The sequence below is a fragment of the Nocardioides sp. genome, from assembly GCF_031422975.1.
Taxonomy (GTDB): domain Bacteria; phylum Actinomycetota; class Actinomycetes; order Propionibacteriales; family Nocardioidaceae; genus Nocardioides.
In genome coordinates this window covers 1-12,743 of record NZ_JANPEO010000517.1, presented here as the reverse complement: position 1 = coordinate 12,743, position 12,743 = coordinate 1, and the positions used below count along the sequence as shown (strand labels likewise).

The following is a 12,743-nucleotide window of genomic DNA, read 5'->3' as shown; positions in this document are numbered from 1 at the left end:
GCCTGCGGAGTCTGTACGCCGCCGAGCTCGCCGACCACCGGCGCGAGGTCGGTCGTCAGGAGGTTGCGCACCGGCACCACTGGGATTGCGCCGCCGTGGGTCCGGGCCGCAGCCAGCGTCGCCTCGAACAGGGCGACCCCGGCGAGCGGACGGGCACCGTCGTGGATGGCGACCAGGTCGAGCTCGCCTGCCTCGATGGCCGGCGCCAGGAGCTGCAGGGCGGCCCACTCGGAGGCGTGCCGGGTGGCCCCGCCGTCCACGAGCACGACCTCCGCGTCACCGAGAAACGGTGCGAGCGCCCGGGCCACGGCGCTGCGGTCGGCCGGCCGGATCACGATCACCACACGGCGTACGTCGTCGAGGGCCAGGGCATCGCGCACCGACCAGGCGAGCACGGGTCGGTCGCCGAGGGGCAGCAGCACCTTGTTGGTGCCGGCTCCGACGCGCGTGCCCGAGCCCGCGGCGACGATGACGACGGCGGCGGGCATGGCGGCAACCCTAGGGCCAGGCGCGGCCGTGAGGTCGTGAGGACAAGTTGACTCGTGCGTGAAACAAACAGACGCGAGTGCGAAACGTTGCGTTCCTACGGTTCCCGCATCCCCTGAACCGAGGAGTCACTCCGATGACCACCACCGCCCTGCCCCCCGAGTCCGCCTACCGAGGCGGCGTCACCATCGACCACTGGACCCCCGAGGACGACGAGTTCTGGGCGTCCACCGGCCAGTCGGTCGCCCGGCGCAACCTGACCTGGTCGATCTTCTCCGAGCACCTCGGCTTCTCGGTCTGGCTGCTGTGGTCGGTGAGTGCGGCCCTGCTGCCCAAGGCGGGCTTCACCTTCACCGTGAGCCAGCTGTTCCTGCTGGTCGCGATCCCCAACCTCGTCGGCGCCCTGATCCGGCTGCCCTACACCTTCGCCGTGCCGAAGTTCGGCGGTCGCAACTGGACCATCGTGAGCGCGCTGGCCCTGCTGGTGCCGACCCTGCTCTTCGCGTGGGCCGTGCAGCACCCCGAGACGCCGTACTGGGTCTTCTGCCTGATCGCTGCCACCGCGGGCCTGGGCGGCGGCAACTTCGCCAGCTCGATGGCCAACATCAACTTCTTCTACCCGACCAAGAAGAAGGGCATGGCGCTCGGGCTCAACGCGGCCGGCGGCAACCTCGGCGTCGCCGTCATCCAGTTCTTCTTGCCGATCGTCGTCGGCGGTGCGGGTGTCTTCGGGCTGGTCAAGGCCAGCGACGGGGGATTCCACCTCGAGCGCGCGGGCTACCTCTACGCGGTGCTGGCCGTGGTCGCCGCGGTCGCCGCCTGGTTGTTCATGAACAACCTCTCCGGCGCGAAGTCCTCTCCGCGTGAGCAGATGCTGGTCCTGAAGTACAAGCACACCTGGGTGATGTCGTTCCTCTACATCGGCACCTTCGGCTCGTTCATCGGCTACTCCGCCGCGATGCCGCTGCTGATCAAGCTCAACTTCTGGAACCAGCCCCTGCCGACCATCCCGGGCATCGGCATCAACTTCGCCTACTACGCCTTCCTCGGCGCGCTCGTGGGCTCGATCGCCCGCCCCTTCGGTGGCTGGCTCGCGGACAAGTACGGCGGTGCGCGGGTCACCCTGTGGACGTTCGTCGCCATGATCGCGGGCACCCTCGGCGTGATCTACACCCTGACGCTGCTCACCGCCGTGCCCAAGCCGCCGGCCGGTGCCCCCGCGCCCGACCCGGCGACGTTCCAGTACGGCGATGCGGTCGTGACGGCCGTCAACGCCAACTCCGAGATCTTCCCGTTCTTCCTTGCCGCCTGCTTGTTCGTCTTCGCCGCGAGCGGCATCGGCAACGGGTCGACCTACCGGATGATCCCGCTGATCTTGGCCAACGAGGCGAAGCGGAACGCCTCGCACGGCGACCTCGGCCCGGCCATGGTGAAGGCCACCCGGGAGTCCAGCGCCGTCATCGGCATCGCCGGCGCGATCGGAGCCCTGGGTGGCTTCATGATCCCGATGACCTTCGGCGCCCCCTGGATCGAGGACCCGGTCTCGGCGGTCAAGGTCGCCTTCGGGGTGTTCACTGGCTTCTACGTGGTCTGCCTGGCCACGACCTGGTTCGTCTACGTCCGCACGGTCAGCTTCGCCGGCCGTGCCCCGAGCCTGGCTGGTGCAAACATCTGATGACGACCACGCACTGTCCGTACTGCTCGCTGCAGTGCGGCATGCGCGTCTCGAAACGCGGACCGGGCGTCCCTGAGATCAGCGAGTGGGCGGAGTTCCCGGTCAACCGCGGTGCGTTGTGCCGCAAGGGATGGAGCGCTGCTGGTCTCTACGCCGGCCGGGAGCGGCTGACGACGCCGTTGCTGCGCGACCGGGCCACAGGTGAGTTCAGGCCGATCGGCTGGGACGAGGCGCTCGACACCATCGCCACCCGGCTCCTGGCGCTGACGGCCGAGCGGGGGCCCGACACCGTCGGCGTCTTCGGCGGCGGTGGGCTGACCAACGAGAAGGCCTACCAGCTGGGCAAGTTCGCCCGGGTCGCGCTCGGCACCTCGCAGATCGACTACAACGGGCGCTGGTGCATGTCGTCGGCGGCCTCGGCGGGCACGCGGGCCTTCGGGCTGGATCGGGGGCTGCCGTTCCCGCTCGCCGACGTCGAGGGAGCCGACGTCGTCGTCCTCGTCGGCTCCAACCTCGCCGAGACGATGCCGCCCGCGGCGCGCCACCTCGACGCCCTCCGCGAGCGTGGCGGCCGGGTCGTGGTCATCGACCCGCGGCGTACGGCGACAGCGGACCGTGCCGACGTCTTCGTCCAGCCGGTCCCGGGCTCCGACCTCGCGTTGGCGCTCGGCGTGCTGCACCTGCTGGTGGCGGGCGGGCAGGTGGACGAGGCGTACGTCGCCGAGCGAACCACGGGCTGGGACGACGTGCGCGCCTCCGTCGGAGCCTGGTGGCCCGAGCGTGTCGAGCGTGTCACGGGGGTGCCGGCCGGCGAGGTGAGGGCGCTGGCCGCGCTGCTCGGCGGGGCCGACAAGGTGATGGTGCTGACGGCTCGCGGCGCCGAGCAGCACTCGACCGGCTCGGACACCGTGCTGGCCTGGATCAACGTCGCGCTCGCGTTGGGCATGTGCGGCAGGCCCGGAGCCGGCTACGGCTGCCTGACCGGGCAGGGCAACGGCCAGGGTGGGCGCGAGCACGGGCAGAAGTCCGACCAGCTGCCCGGCTACCGGATGATCGACGACCCGGCCGCGCGTGAGCACGTCGCGCGGGTCTGGGGCATCGATGCCGACGACCTGCCCGGCAAGGGTCGCTCGGCCTACGAGCTGCTCGATGCGCTGGGCACGCCGACCGGACCGAGCGCGTTGCTCGTCTTCGGCTCCAACATCGTGGTCTCCGCCCCCAACGCCACTCACGTGACGTCCCGGCTGGAGACGCTCGATCTGCTCGTCGTGGCGGACATCGTGCTCTCCGAGACCGCGGCGATCGCCGACATCGTGCTGCCCGTGACCCAGTGGGCCGAGGAGACCGGCACCATGACCAACCTCGAGGGGAGAGTGATCCTGCGCCAGCAGGCGGTCTCGCCGCCGCCCGGGGTGTGGTCCGACCTCGAGGTGATCTCGGGCCTGGCGTCGCGGTTGGCGGCTCCGATCGAGTTCGCGACCGACCCGGAGGAGATCTTCGACGAGCTCGGCCGCGCCTCGGCCGGCGGCAAGGCCGACTATGCGGGCATCACCTACGAGCGGATCCGCGACGAGCACGGGGTGTTCTGGCCCTGCCCGACGCCTTCTCATCCGGGGACGCCGCGGATGTTCCTCGACTCCTTCGCGCACCCCGACGGCCGTGCCCGCTTCCTCGCGGTCGACCACCGCGGCCCGGCGGAGGTGCCGGACAGTGACTACCCCGTGCATCTCACGACCGGGCGGGTGCTCGCGCAGTACCAGTCCGGGGCGCAGACTCGTCGGGTGCGCGACCTCCCCGACACCGGGCCCTTCGTGGAGCTGCATCCCATGCTGGCCGGTCGGATCGGCGCTGTCGACGGCGAGCCGGTCACGATCGCCACCCGGCGCGGGTCGATGAGCGCGCCTGCGCGGGTGGTCACCACCATCCGGCCGGACACGATCTTCGTGCCGTTCCACTGGGTCGGCGCCAACCGGCTGACCAACGACGCGCTCGACCCGGCATCGCGGATGCCGGAGTTCAAGGTGTGTGCCGCGGTGGTGACGGTGTGAGCGAACAGGCCACCGAGCGCCTCGTGGTCATCGGCGGGGGGATGGCGGCGGTCCGCTTCGTGGAGGAGCTGGTCGCGCGGTCCTACACCGGGAGCGTCACCGTCCTGGCGGACGAGCAGCATGCGCCGTACAACCGGATCCTGCTGTCGGCGGTGCTCGAGGGCACCCACAGCGTCGACGCGATCACGCTGCGCTCGGCACAGTGGTTCGCCGAGCGAGGAGTGGACCTGCGACTCGGTGCCCGCGTGCTCGAGGTGGATCGCGACGCCGGCGAGGTGATGCTCGTGGACGGGACGCGGCTGGGTTTCGAGCGTCTGGTGCTCGCCACGGGTTCGATCCCGACGTTGCCACCGATCCGGGGGCTGGTGCGGTTCGACGGATCGTTGCACCCGAAGGTGCACGCCTTCCGGTCGCTGGCTGACTGCCGCGGCCTCGACGAGGCAGCTGGTGCCGGGGCGCGCGCCGTCGTCGTCGGCGGGGGGCTGCTCGGCCTCCAGGTCGCGCGGGCGCTGTCGATCCGTGGGCTGCACACCGAGGTCGTCGAGGGCGCCGAGCACCTGCTCGCGTCCCAGCTCGGGGAGCCCGGGGGCCGGGTGCTCGCGCGCGACCTGCGCCGGCTCGGCACCGAGGTCTACACCGGCGCCCGGGCGATCCGGATGACCGACGAGGGCGTGCGGCTCGACACCGGCTACGAGCTCAGCGCCGACCTGGTCGTCCTCACTGCCGGCGGGCGGCCATCGACGGCGCTCGCCCGCCGCGCGGGGCTGATGGTACGGCGAGGAGTCGTCGTCGACTCCTCCCTGCGCTCGGTCACCGACGACCGCATCCACGCGATCGGCGACTGTGCCGAGCATCGGCGTCGGGTGACCGGCTTCGTGCCTCCGGCCTGGGAGCAGGCGGTCGTGCTCGCCGACGTCCTCACCGGCGGCATCGCCCGCTACGACGGCTCCCGCAGCGTGGCCCGGCTGCGCGCGACCGATCTGGAGGTCGCAGTGCTGGGTGACCCCGAACGTGCCACCGGCGAGATCGTCGAGATGACCAACCCGATCGCCGGCTCGCACCGCCGGCTGGTGGTCGAGGGCGGCGTGATCGTGGCGGCCGCGCTCGTGGGCGACCTGTCCCGGGTCGGGCTGATCACCCAGCTGTACGACCGTGGCACCGTCCTCGGTCCGGACGAGCCCGGCCAGCTGCTCCTCGGCGAGCCCGCGTCCCAACCCGTCGTGCTGCCCGACGAGGCCGAGGTCTGTGCCTGTGCCGGCGTCTCCGCCGGCGCCATCCGCGCGTGCGCCTCGCTTGCCGACTGCCGCGAGACGACCCGCGCGACCACCGGGTGCGGTGGCTGCGAGTCGGTCGTACGTTCGCTGCTCCCCGCCGAGTCGGCGCTGGCGGGGGCCCGAGTCGGCCCTGGGGCCTCGCCGAGCTAGCGCCGGGTGGGGTGGGGCTTGCGGAGCGAGTCGGGGAGCAGTCCCGCGCCGGGAGCGCGATCAGTCAGGGCGACGTAGTCGCCGGGGTTGGAGAACGCGCATCGCTGGAGACTCAGGCAGCCGCAGCCGATGCACGCCTCCAGGCCGCTCTTCAGCCGTTCCAGGGCGGCAATCTGCTCGTCCAGCCTGGCCCGCCAGTGCCGGGAGATCTTGTGCCAGTCGGCCTTGGTGGGCGTGCGGTTGGCGGGCAGGCGGGCGAGCTCGTCCTTGATCTCCTCGAGAGTCAGCCCGACGTTGGACGCCGCGCGGATGAACGCGAGCCGGCGGAGCACGCTGCGCTCGAAGCGTCGTTGTCCGCCACCGGAACGCGTGGCCTCGATCAGCCCCTCGGACTCGTAGAAGCGCAGGGCCGACGCGGCGAACCCGCTGCGCTCGACGATCTCGCCGATCGGCAACACGTCATGCTTGTCCACGAACACCCCTTGAACTCAAGTTCACTTTAACTTGAATGATTGCTGCATGACCACGAAGACACAAGCACGGGTGGCACTTGTCACCGGAGGAACCGCGGGCCTGGGGCTCGCGCTGACCAGGGCGCTGGCAGCCGACGGCTGGCACGTCATCACCAACGGGCGGCACGAAGGCCGCATCAAGGAGGCGGACTTCCCGGACAACGTCAGGGCCCTCGTCGGCGACGTCACCGACGACGTCCATCGCGGCGCCCTGGTCAACGCGGTGTGGGAGCGCGGCCGCCTCGACCTGCTGGTGCACAACGCCAGCACTCTCGGGCCGCTGCCGATGCGGCCACTCGGCGAGGCCACCATCGCCGACCTGCAGGAGGTCTGGCGGACCAACATCGGTGCCCCGCTGCTGCTCACCGGCGAGCTGCTGCCGTGGCTGCGCGCCGGGGAGTCCACCATCCTCTCCATCAGCTCCGACGCGGCCGTCAACCACTACGAGACCTGGGGCCTGTACGGCGCCAGCAAGGCGGCGCTGGACCATGTGACGCTCACCTTCGCGGCCGAGACCGGCGTGACGGCGTACGCCGTCGACCCCGGCGACATGCGCACCCAGATGCACCAGGACGCATTCCCCGGGGAGGACATCTCGGACCGGCCGTTGCCGGAGACGGTGGTGCCCCACCTGCTCCGGTTGCTCGAACGGCGCCCCCAGTCCGGGCGCTACCGGGCCGGCGACTTCTGATGACCACGCTCCACGAGTCGCCGGGCATCCGGTTCGAGGCGGCCGCCTTCGCCCCGCAGCCGGCGGAGTGGCGAGGGCTGGCCAGAGACGAGGTGCGGCTTCTGGTGGGTACGCCGCAGGGCATCACCCACGCGCGGTTCCAGGACCTGCCCCAGCACCTGCGTGCCGGGGACGTGCTCGTGGTCAACAACTCCGCGACCGTGGCCGGGCAGATCGACGCCGTCCTCCACGGCAGACCGATCGTGCTGCACGTCTCGGCCGAGGTCCACGGCGGCGACCGCGTGGTCGAGCTGCGGTCGGCCCCTGACGCCGCCCGGGCCCTCCTCGACGCGAAGGTCGGCGACGTGGCGCACATCGGGTCGGCGCGGGTGACGCTTTCGTCCCCCTGGCCCACGGCCGAGGCGTCCTCGCCCACAGGGAGGGGCAACCGGCTCTGGCGGGCGCACGTGGCCGGCGACCTGGGCGGGGAGCTGCAGCACGCGGGCCGGCCGATCGCCTACGGCTATCTGGATCGCCGCTACCCGCTCGACGCCTACCAGACGGTCTTCGGCACCCGGCCCGGCAGCGCAGAGATGGCGTCGGCCGGGCGGCCCTTCACGGACTCGCTCGTCACGGCTCTGATCTCCAAGGGGATCGCGTTCGCGCCGGTCACCCTGCACACCGGATTCTCCTCGCAGGAGGCCGGCGAGGCGCCCGGACCGGAGTGGTTCGAGGTGCCCGAGTCGAGCGCACGGCAGATCAACGCGGCGCGGACGGGCGGGGGTCGGGTGATCGCCGTGGGGACGACAGCCACCCGGGCGATCGAGTCCGCGGTCCGCGACGGAGTCGTCGTGAAGGCGGGTGGCTGGACCCACCGCGTGATCACGCCCGCCGCGCCGCCCGCGGTGGTGGACGGGCTGATCACCGGCTGGCACGACCCGCACGCCTCACACCTGCTCCTCGTCGAGGCCGTCGCCGGACGCGGCATCACGCAGGCGGCGTACGACGAGGCGGTGGCGCACGGCTATCTGTGGCACGAGTTCGGGGACTCGGTACTGCTCCTGCCATAGGTACCGCCGACTCGGCGGGGCTGCGAGGGACTGTGAGGGAAGTGAGTGAGGGTTTTCCTCCCCGAAACATGAAGGAACACCGGACACAACATGGGCTTCCTACCGTCACTGCATGACGCACCTGCGCCCCACACTCGTCGTTGTCGGCCATGGCATGGTCGGGCACCGCTTCGTCCAGGCCGCCATCGAGCGCGGTCTCACCGAGACGCACGACATCGTGGTGCTGGGGGAGGAGCCGCGCGCTGCCTACGACCGGGTCGCGCTGACGAGCTTCTTCGCCGCGGACAGCGCGGACGAGCTGTCGCTGCTGCCGGAGGGGGAGTACGCCGACCCGCGGGTCCGGCTCGTCCTCGACGCCGCCGTCACGGCGATCGACCGGGTCGCTCGCACCATCACCTACGTGTCGCCGGCACCGCGGACCACGACGGAGCCCCTGACCAACCCCGGCGCCGTGCACCAGATCGCCTACGACGCCGTCGTCCTGGCGACCGGCGCCGCCCCGTTCGTGCCGCCGGGGGAGGGTCGCGAGACGGACGGCTGCTTCGTCTACCGCACGAGCGAGGATCTCGAGGCCATCCGCGCGGCCAGCGAGAGCGCCACCAGCGGAGTCGTGATCGGCGGCGGCCTCCTGGGACTGGAGGCGGCGAACGCGCTCGTGCAGCTCGGGCTCGAGACCCACGTCGTGGAGATGGCGCCGCGGCTGATGCCGGTGCAGCTCGACGGTGCGGGCGGATCGACCCTGAGGCGCCACATCGAGAAGCTCGGCGTCAGCGTGCACGCGGGGGTGCTGACCGAGGCGATCACCGGTGACGACTCCGTGGCCGGGCTGCGGGTCCGGCCGGTCGGCACCGAGGAGGGTCACGAGACGCAGACGATCGCCGCCCAGGTGGTGGTCTTCTCCGCCGGCATCCGGCCGCGCGACATGCTGGCGCGCGAGTGCGATCTCGACGTCGCCGAGCGCGGCGGCATCCTGGTCGACGAGCAGTGCCGCACCTCCGACGCCCAGATCTTCGCCATCGGCGAGTGCGCGGCTCCCGGCGGCAGGATGTACGGCCTGGTGGCTCCCGGCTACGCGATGGCCGAGGTCGTCGTGGACGCCCTCCTCGAGGGGCCCGGCACCTTCACCGGCGCCGACATGTCGACCAAGCTCAAGCTGCTCGGCGTCGACGTCGCGAGCTTCGGTGACGCGTTCGCCACCGCCGACGGCGCCCTGGAGCTGGTCTACTCCGACGCGGTGGCGGGCGTCTACAAGAAACTGGTGATCTCCGAACCGGACCCCGCGGACGGCTCCTACCGACTCCTGGGAGGGATTCTCGTCGGCGACGCATCGGCGTACGGCGTGCTCCGCCCGCTCGTCGCCAGCGGCATCGCGCTCCCGGCCAACCCGGAGGAGCTGATCCTGCCCGCGAGCCGTGGGGGCGTGCTGCTCGGCATGCCCGACGAGGCACAGGTGTGCTCGTGCAACGACGTGACCAAGGCCCAGATCAGGCACGCCGTCAGCGAGGACGGCTGCGAGACCGTCGCGGACGTCAAGAGGTGCACCCGCGCCGGCAGCACCTGCGGCAGCTGCGTCAGTGTCGTGAAGAGCATCATCGAGGAGCACTTCGAGAGCGTCGGCAAGGTCGTCGACAAGGGGCTGTGCGAGCACTTCCGGCTCAGTCGCCAGGAGCTCTTCGACGTGGTGGCGGTGCACGGCTACAAGCGGTTCGACGACATCGTCGAGGCCCACGGCACCGGTCGTGGCTGCGACGTCTGCAAGCCCGCGATCGCGAGCATCCTGGCCAGCCAGTTCACCGGCCACGTGCTCGACGGCGAGAGAGTGCAGCTCCAGGACACCAACGACGCCTACCTCGCGAACATCCAGCGCAACGGCACCTACTCGGTCGTCCCGCGCATCCCGGGCGGCGAGATCACCCCGGACAAGCTGATCACCATCGGAGAGGTCGCCCGCGACTTCAACCTCTACACCAAGATCACCGGCGGTCAGCGCATCGACCTGTTCGGTGCCCGGATGGAGGAGCTGCCCGCGATCTGGCGCCGTCTGGTGGACGCGGGCTTCGAGTCGGGCCACGCCTATGGCAAGTCGCTGCGCACCGTGAAGTCGTGCGTCGGCTCGACCTGGTGCCGCTTCGGCGTGCAGGACAGCGTGGGGCTCGCGATCGCGCTCGAGCTGCGCTATCGCGGCCTCCGCAGCCCGCACAAGCTCAAGGGCGGTGTCAGCGGTTGCGCTCGCGAGTGCGCCGAGGCCAGGGGCAAGGACTTCGGGGTGATCGCCACCGAGAAGGGGTGGAACCTCTACGTGGGCGGCAACGGTGGCGCCGTGCCGGCCCATGCGCGGCTGCTCGCGGGGGACCTCGCCACGCACGAGCTGATCTCCTACCTGGACCGCTTCCTCATGTACTACATCCGCACCGCCGACCGGCTCCAGCGCACGGCCGGCTGGATCGATCAGCTCGACGGCGGCCTCGACCGCGTCCGTGAGGTCGTCGTGGACGACTCGCTCGGGCTCGGCGCGGAGCTCGAGGCGGAGATGGCCCGGCACGTCGGCGGCTACTTCGACGAGTGGAAGGCGACCCTGGAGGACCCCGAGAAGCTCGGTCGCTTCGTCTCCTTCGTCAACGCTCCCGACACCCCCGACCCGAGCATCTCCTTCACCGAGGAGCGAGGCCAGATCCGCCCCGCCGATGCGGGTGAGCCGGTGCTGCTCGCGACGACCATCGCCGTGGGCGCCCCGGCCGGGACGCTCGAGACCGGAGCCGCGCGATGACTCGCGGGGACCGCACCTGGGAGAAGGTGTGCCCCGTGGAGGACCTGCAGGTCGAGCGCGGCGTCACGGCGCTGGTGCACGGCCAGGCGGTCGCCATCTTCCGCACCCACGACGGCGAGATCTACGCGCTCGGCAACCACGACCCGTTCGCCAAGGCCTCGGTGCTGGCGCGCGGCATCGTCGGGACCCGCCAGGGCATCCCGTTCGTGGCCAGCCCCATGCACAAGCACGCCTTCGACCTGCGCACCGGACAGTGCCTCGACGACGAGCACGCCAGCGTCCCCTCCTACGACGTCCTGATCGAGGGCGGCGTCGTCCACGTCGGTGGCCGTCGGCGCGACGTGGCATGACCGGGGCGGGCCGGCCGCTCGACGGCTATCGGATCGGCGTGACGGCGGCTCGCAAGGTCGAGGACCAGATCGCGCTCCTCGAGCGGCGGGGGGCCAAGGTCGACTGGGCGCCGGTGCTCTCCAGCGACCCCAACCAGGTCGACGACGCCGAGCTGCGCGCGGCCACCGAGGCGGTCATGGCCGAGCCGATCGACATCTTCGTCGCCACCACCGGCATCGGGATGAAGACGTGGTTCGAGGCGACCGAGGGGTGGGGCCTGCACGACCAGCTCGTGAGCGCGATCAGCGCCTCCGAGGTGCTCGCCCGCGGGCCGAAGAGCGTGGGCGCCCTGCGCAGGCGGGGGATCCGCGAGCTGTGGGCTCCTGACTCCGAGTGCTTCGAGGACGTGCTCGCACACCTGCGCGGGCGTGACCTCGCTGGTCTGCGCATCGTCGTCCAGGAACACGGCCAATCCCTGTCGATGGTCGCCCACGCCTTGCAGCGCCAGGGCGCACGCGTCGACGTGGTGACGGTCTATCGGGTGGCGAGCGCCGAGGACCCCGAGCCGATGTTCCGCATGGTCGACCTGATCGCCGAGCGGAAGCTCGACGCCGTCACCTTCACGTCTGCGCCCGCGGTCGCTGCGCTGATGTCGGTGGCCGGCGTGACCGGTCGGCGCGACGAGGTCGTCGCGGCCTTCCAGGCCGACGTCATCGCGACCTGCGTCGGGCCGGTCACGGCCGCCGCCTTCGAGATGTGGGGCGTGCCGACGATCATGCCCGAGCGCTCGCGGCTGGCCGCGATGATCAAGATCCTCGAGACCGAGCTGCCGTCGCGCCGCGACGGGTTGTCGATCGAGGTCGCCGGCCATGTCCTGCTGCTCCACGGGGACATGGTGCTGCTCGACGGGACGGAGATCCGCCTGTCGCCGGCACCGCTCGCGGTCCTGCAGGCGCTGGTGGTGTACCCGGGCCATGTCGTCTCTCGCGGTGACCTCCTCGCGGCGCTGCCCAGTGGCACTGCCGGCTCCGAGCACGCCGTCGAGATGGCCGTCGCGCGGTTGCGGGCGGCGCTGGGCACCCGGCTCGTGCAGACCGTGGTGAAGCGCGGCTACCGGCTGGCCGTCGCCACCTGAGTCTCACCCGGCAGCAGGTGCCCGCACCACGAGCGCCGTCGCGATCGCGGCCACCCCCTCGCCGCGTCCGGTGAGCCCCAGGCCGTCGGTGGTGGTCGCGCTGACGGACACGGGAGCGCCGACGGCGGCGGAGAGTGCTGCTTCTGCTTCGGTGCGCCGTGGCCCGAGACGCGGTGCGTTGCCGATCACCTGGATGGCGACGTTGCCGATCTCGAAGCCGGCGGCACGCACCCGACGGGCCGACTCGGTGAGCAACGCGACGCCCGAGGCGCCGGCCCACTCGGGCTGACTGGTGCCGAAATGTGCGCCGAGGTCGCCGATCCCGGCGGCCGAGAACAGCGCATCGCAGGCGGCGTGCGCCGCCACGTCCGCGTCCGAATGTCCCTCGAGGCCCTGTGCCTCGCCGGGCCAGGTGAGTCCCGCGAGCTGCAGGGGGACACCGGTGACGAGGCGGTGGACGTCGGTGCCGATGCCGATGCGGGGAAGGCTCACGCGAGGATCATGCCCGGCCATCGGCAATGATGGACAGGTGGATGACAGTCGGAGTCGGTGGGCAGCGGCCGGAGTCGTGACCATGGTCGTGGGGCTCGCGACCAGTTACGCCACGGCGATGGCGCTCACGATCC

Annotated in this window: 11 protein-coding genes; 8 read left to right on the top strand and 3 right to left on the bottom strand. The window is 71.4% G+C overall.

Annotated features, from left to right (window positions below; genetic code table 11):
- On the bottom strand, positions 1-488 hold a 488-nt coding region (locus RMO85_RS15505), incomplete at its 3' end, for a 2-C-methyl-D-erythritol 4-phosphate cytidylyltransferase (RefSeq protein ID WP_310529622.1).
- A gap of 134 nt (positions 489-622) precedes the next feature.
- On the opposite strand from RMO85_RS15505, the gene RMO85_RS15500 reads away from it, so the two are divergent.
- From RMO85_RS15500 to RMO85_RS15490, 3 genes are read left to right on the top strand one after another with little or no spacing between them, the layout of a single operon-like run.
- Positions 623-2,161, top strand: a complete 1,539-nt coding sequence (locus RMO85_RS15500; protein ID WP_310529621.1) for a nitrate/nitrite transporter — start codon at positions 623-625, stop codon at positions 2,159-2,161.
- Entirely contained in the window at positions 2,161-4,209 is a 2,049-nt protein-coding gene (locus tag RMO85_RS15495; protein ID WP_310529620.1) for a molybdopterin oxidoreductase family protein, read from the top strand. Before RMO85_RS15500 ends, RMO85_RS15495 begins: the two co-directional genes overlap by 1 nt.
- Positions 4,206-5,633, top strand: coding sequence for an FAD-dependent oxidoreductase (locus RMO85_RS15490; protein ID WP_310529619.1), 1,428 nt, complete (start codon positions 4,206-4,208; stop codon positions 5,631-5,633). The genes RMO85_RS15495 and RMO85_RS15490 overlap by 4 nt, the downstream gene beginning before the upstream one ends.
- Here the strand turns inward: RMO85_RS15490 and soxR are convergent.
- Positions 5,630-6,106, bottom strand: a complete 477-nt coding sequence (gene soxR, locus RMO85_RS15485; RefSeq protein WP_310529618.1) for a redox-sensitive transcriptional activator SoxR — start codon at positions 6,104-6,106, stop codon at positions 5,630-5,632. The genes RMO85_RS15490 and soxR overlap by 4 nt on opposite strands.
- Before the next feature lie 46 nt (positions 6,107-6,152).
- On the opposite strand from soxR, the gene RMO85_RS15480 reads away from it, so the two are divergent.
- The 5 genes from RMO85_RS15480 to RMO85_RS15460 all read left to right on the top strand — a co-directional run bounded on the left by RMO85_RS15480 (position 6,153) and on the right by RMO85_RS15460 (position 12,117).
- Positions 6,153-6,836: an SDR family oxidoreductase gene (locus RMO85_RS15480; protein WP_310529617.1), complete on the top strand. Its 684-nt coding sequence runs from the start codon at positions 6,153-6,155 to the stop codon at positions 6,834-6,836.
- Positions 6,836-7,885 carry an S-adenosylmethionine:tRNA ribosyltransferase-isomerase gene (locus RMO85_RS15475; RefSeq protein ID WP_310529616.1) on the top strand — a complete coding sequence of 350 codons (1,050 nt, stop codon included), beginning with the start codon at positions 6,836-6,838 and terminating at the stop codon, positions 7,883-7,885. Before RMO85_RS15480 ends, RMO85_RS15475 begins: the two co-directional genes overlap by 1 nt.
- A gap of 112 nt (positions 7,886-7,997) precedes the next feature.
- A complete protein-coding gene (gene nirB, locus RMO85_RS15470) occupies positions 7,998-10,652 on the top strand; it encodes a nitrite reductase large subunit NirB (protein ID WP_310529615.1) in 2,655 nt (884 codons plus the stop codon).
- Complete coding sequence (gene nirD / locus RMO85_RS15465; RefSeq protein ID WP_310529614.1) at positions 10,649-11,002, top strand: nitrite reductase small subunit NirD; 354 nt, start codon at positions 10,649-10,651, stop codon at positions 11,000-11,002. The genes nirB and nirD overlap by 4 nt, the downstream gene beginning before the upstream one ends.
- Positions 10,999-12,117 (top strand): uroporphyrinogen-III synthase, encoded by a 1,119-nt coding sequence (locus RMO85_RS15460; RefSeq protein WP_310529613.1) that lies wholly within the window; start codon positions 10,999-11,001, stop codon positions 12,115-12,117. Before nirD ends, RMO85_RS15460 begins: the two co-directional genes overlap by 4 nt.
- A 3-nt stretch (positions 12,118-12,120) precedes the next feature.
- Here RMO85_RS15460 and ispF read toward each other — a convergent pair whose 3' ends face one another.
- Positions 12,121-12,630, bottom strand: coding sequence for a 2-C-methyl-D-erythritol 2,4-cyclodiphosphate synthase (gene ispF, locus RMO85_RS15455; protein WP_310529612.1), 510 nt, complete (start codon positions 12,628-12,630; stop codon positions 12,121-12,123).
- Positions 12,631-12,743: the final 113 nt, after the last annotated feature.

Coding starts and splice junctions, on each gene's coding strand:
- RMO85_RS15460 (WP_310529613.1), top strand. CDS start 10,999: ATGACCGGGGCGGGCCGGCCGCTCGACGGCTATCGGATCGGCGTGACG.
- RMO85_RS15495 (WP_310529620.1), top strand. CDS start 2,161: ATGACGACCACGCACTGTCCGTACTGCTCGCTGCAGTGCGGCATGCGC.
- nirD (WP_310529614.1), top strand. CDS start 10,649: ATGACTCGCGGGGACCGCACCTGGGAGAAGGTGTGCCCCGTGGAGGAC.
- RMO85_RS15480 (WP_310529617.1), top strand. CDS start 6,153: ATGACCACGAAGACACAAGCACGGGTGGCACTTGTCACCGGAGGAACC.
- nirB (WP_310529615.1), top strand. CDS start 7,998: ATGACGCACCTGCGCCCCACACTCGTCGTTGTCGGCCATGGCATGGTC.
- RMO85_RS15500 (WP_310529621.1), top strand. CDS start 623: ATGACCACCACCGCCCTGCCCCCCGAGTCCGCCTACCGAGGCGGCGTC.
- ispF (WP_310529612.1), bottom strand. CDS start 12,630: ATGGCCGGGCATGATCCTCGCGTGAGCCTTCCCCGCATCGGCATCGGC.
- RMO85_RS15475 (WP_310529616.1), top strand. CDS start 6,836: ATGACCACGCTCCACGAGTCGCCGGGCATCCGGTTCGAGGCGGCCGCC.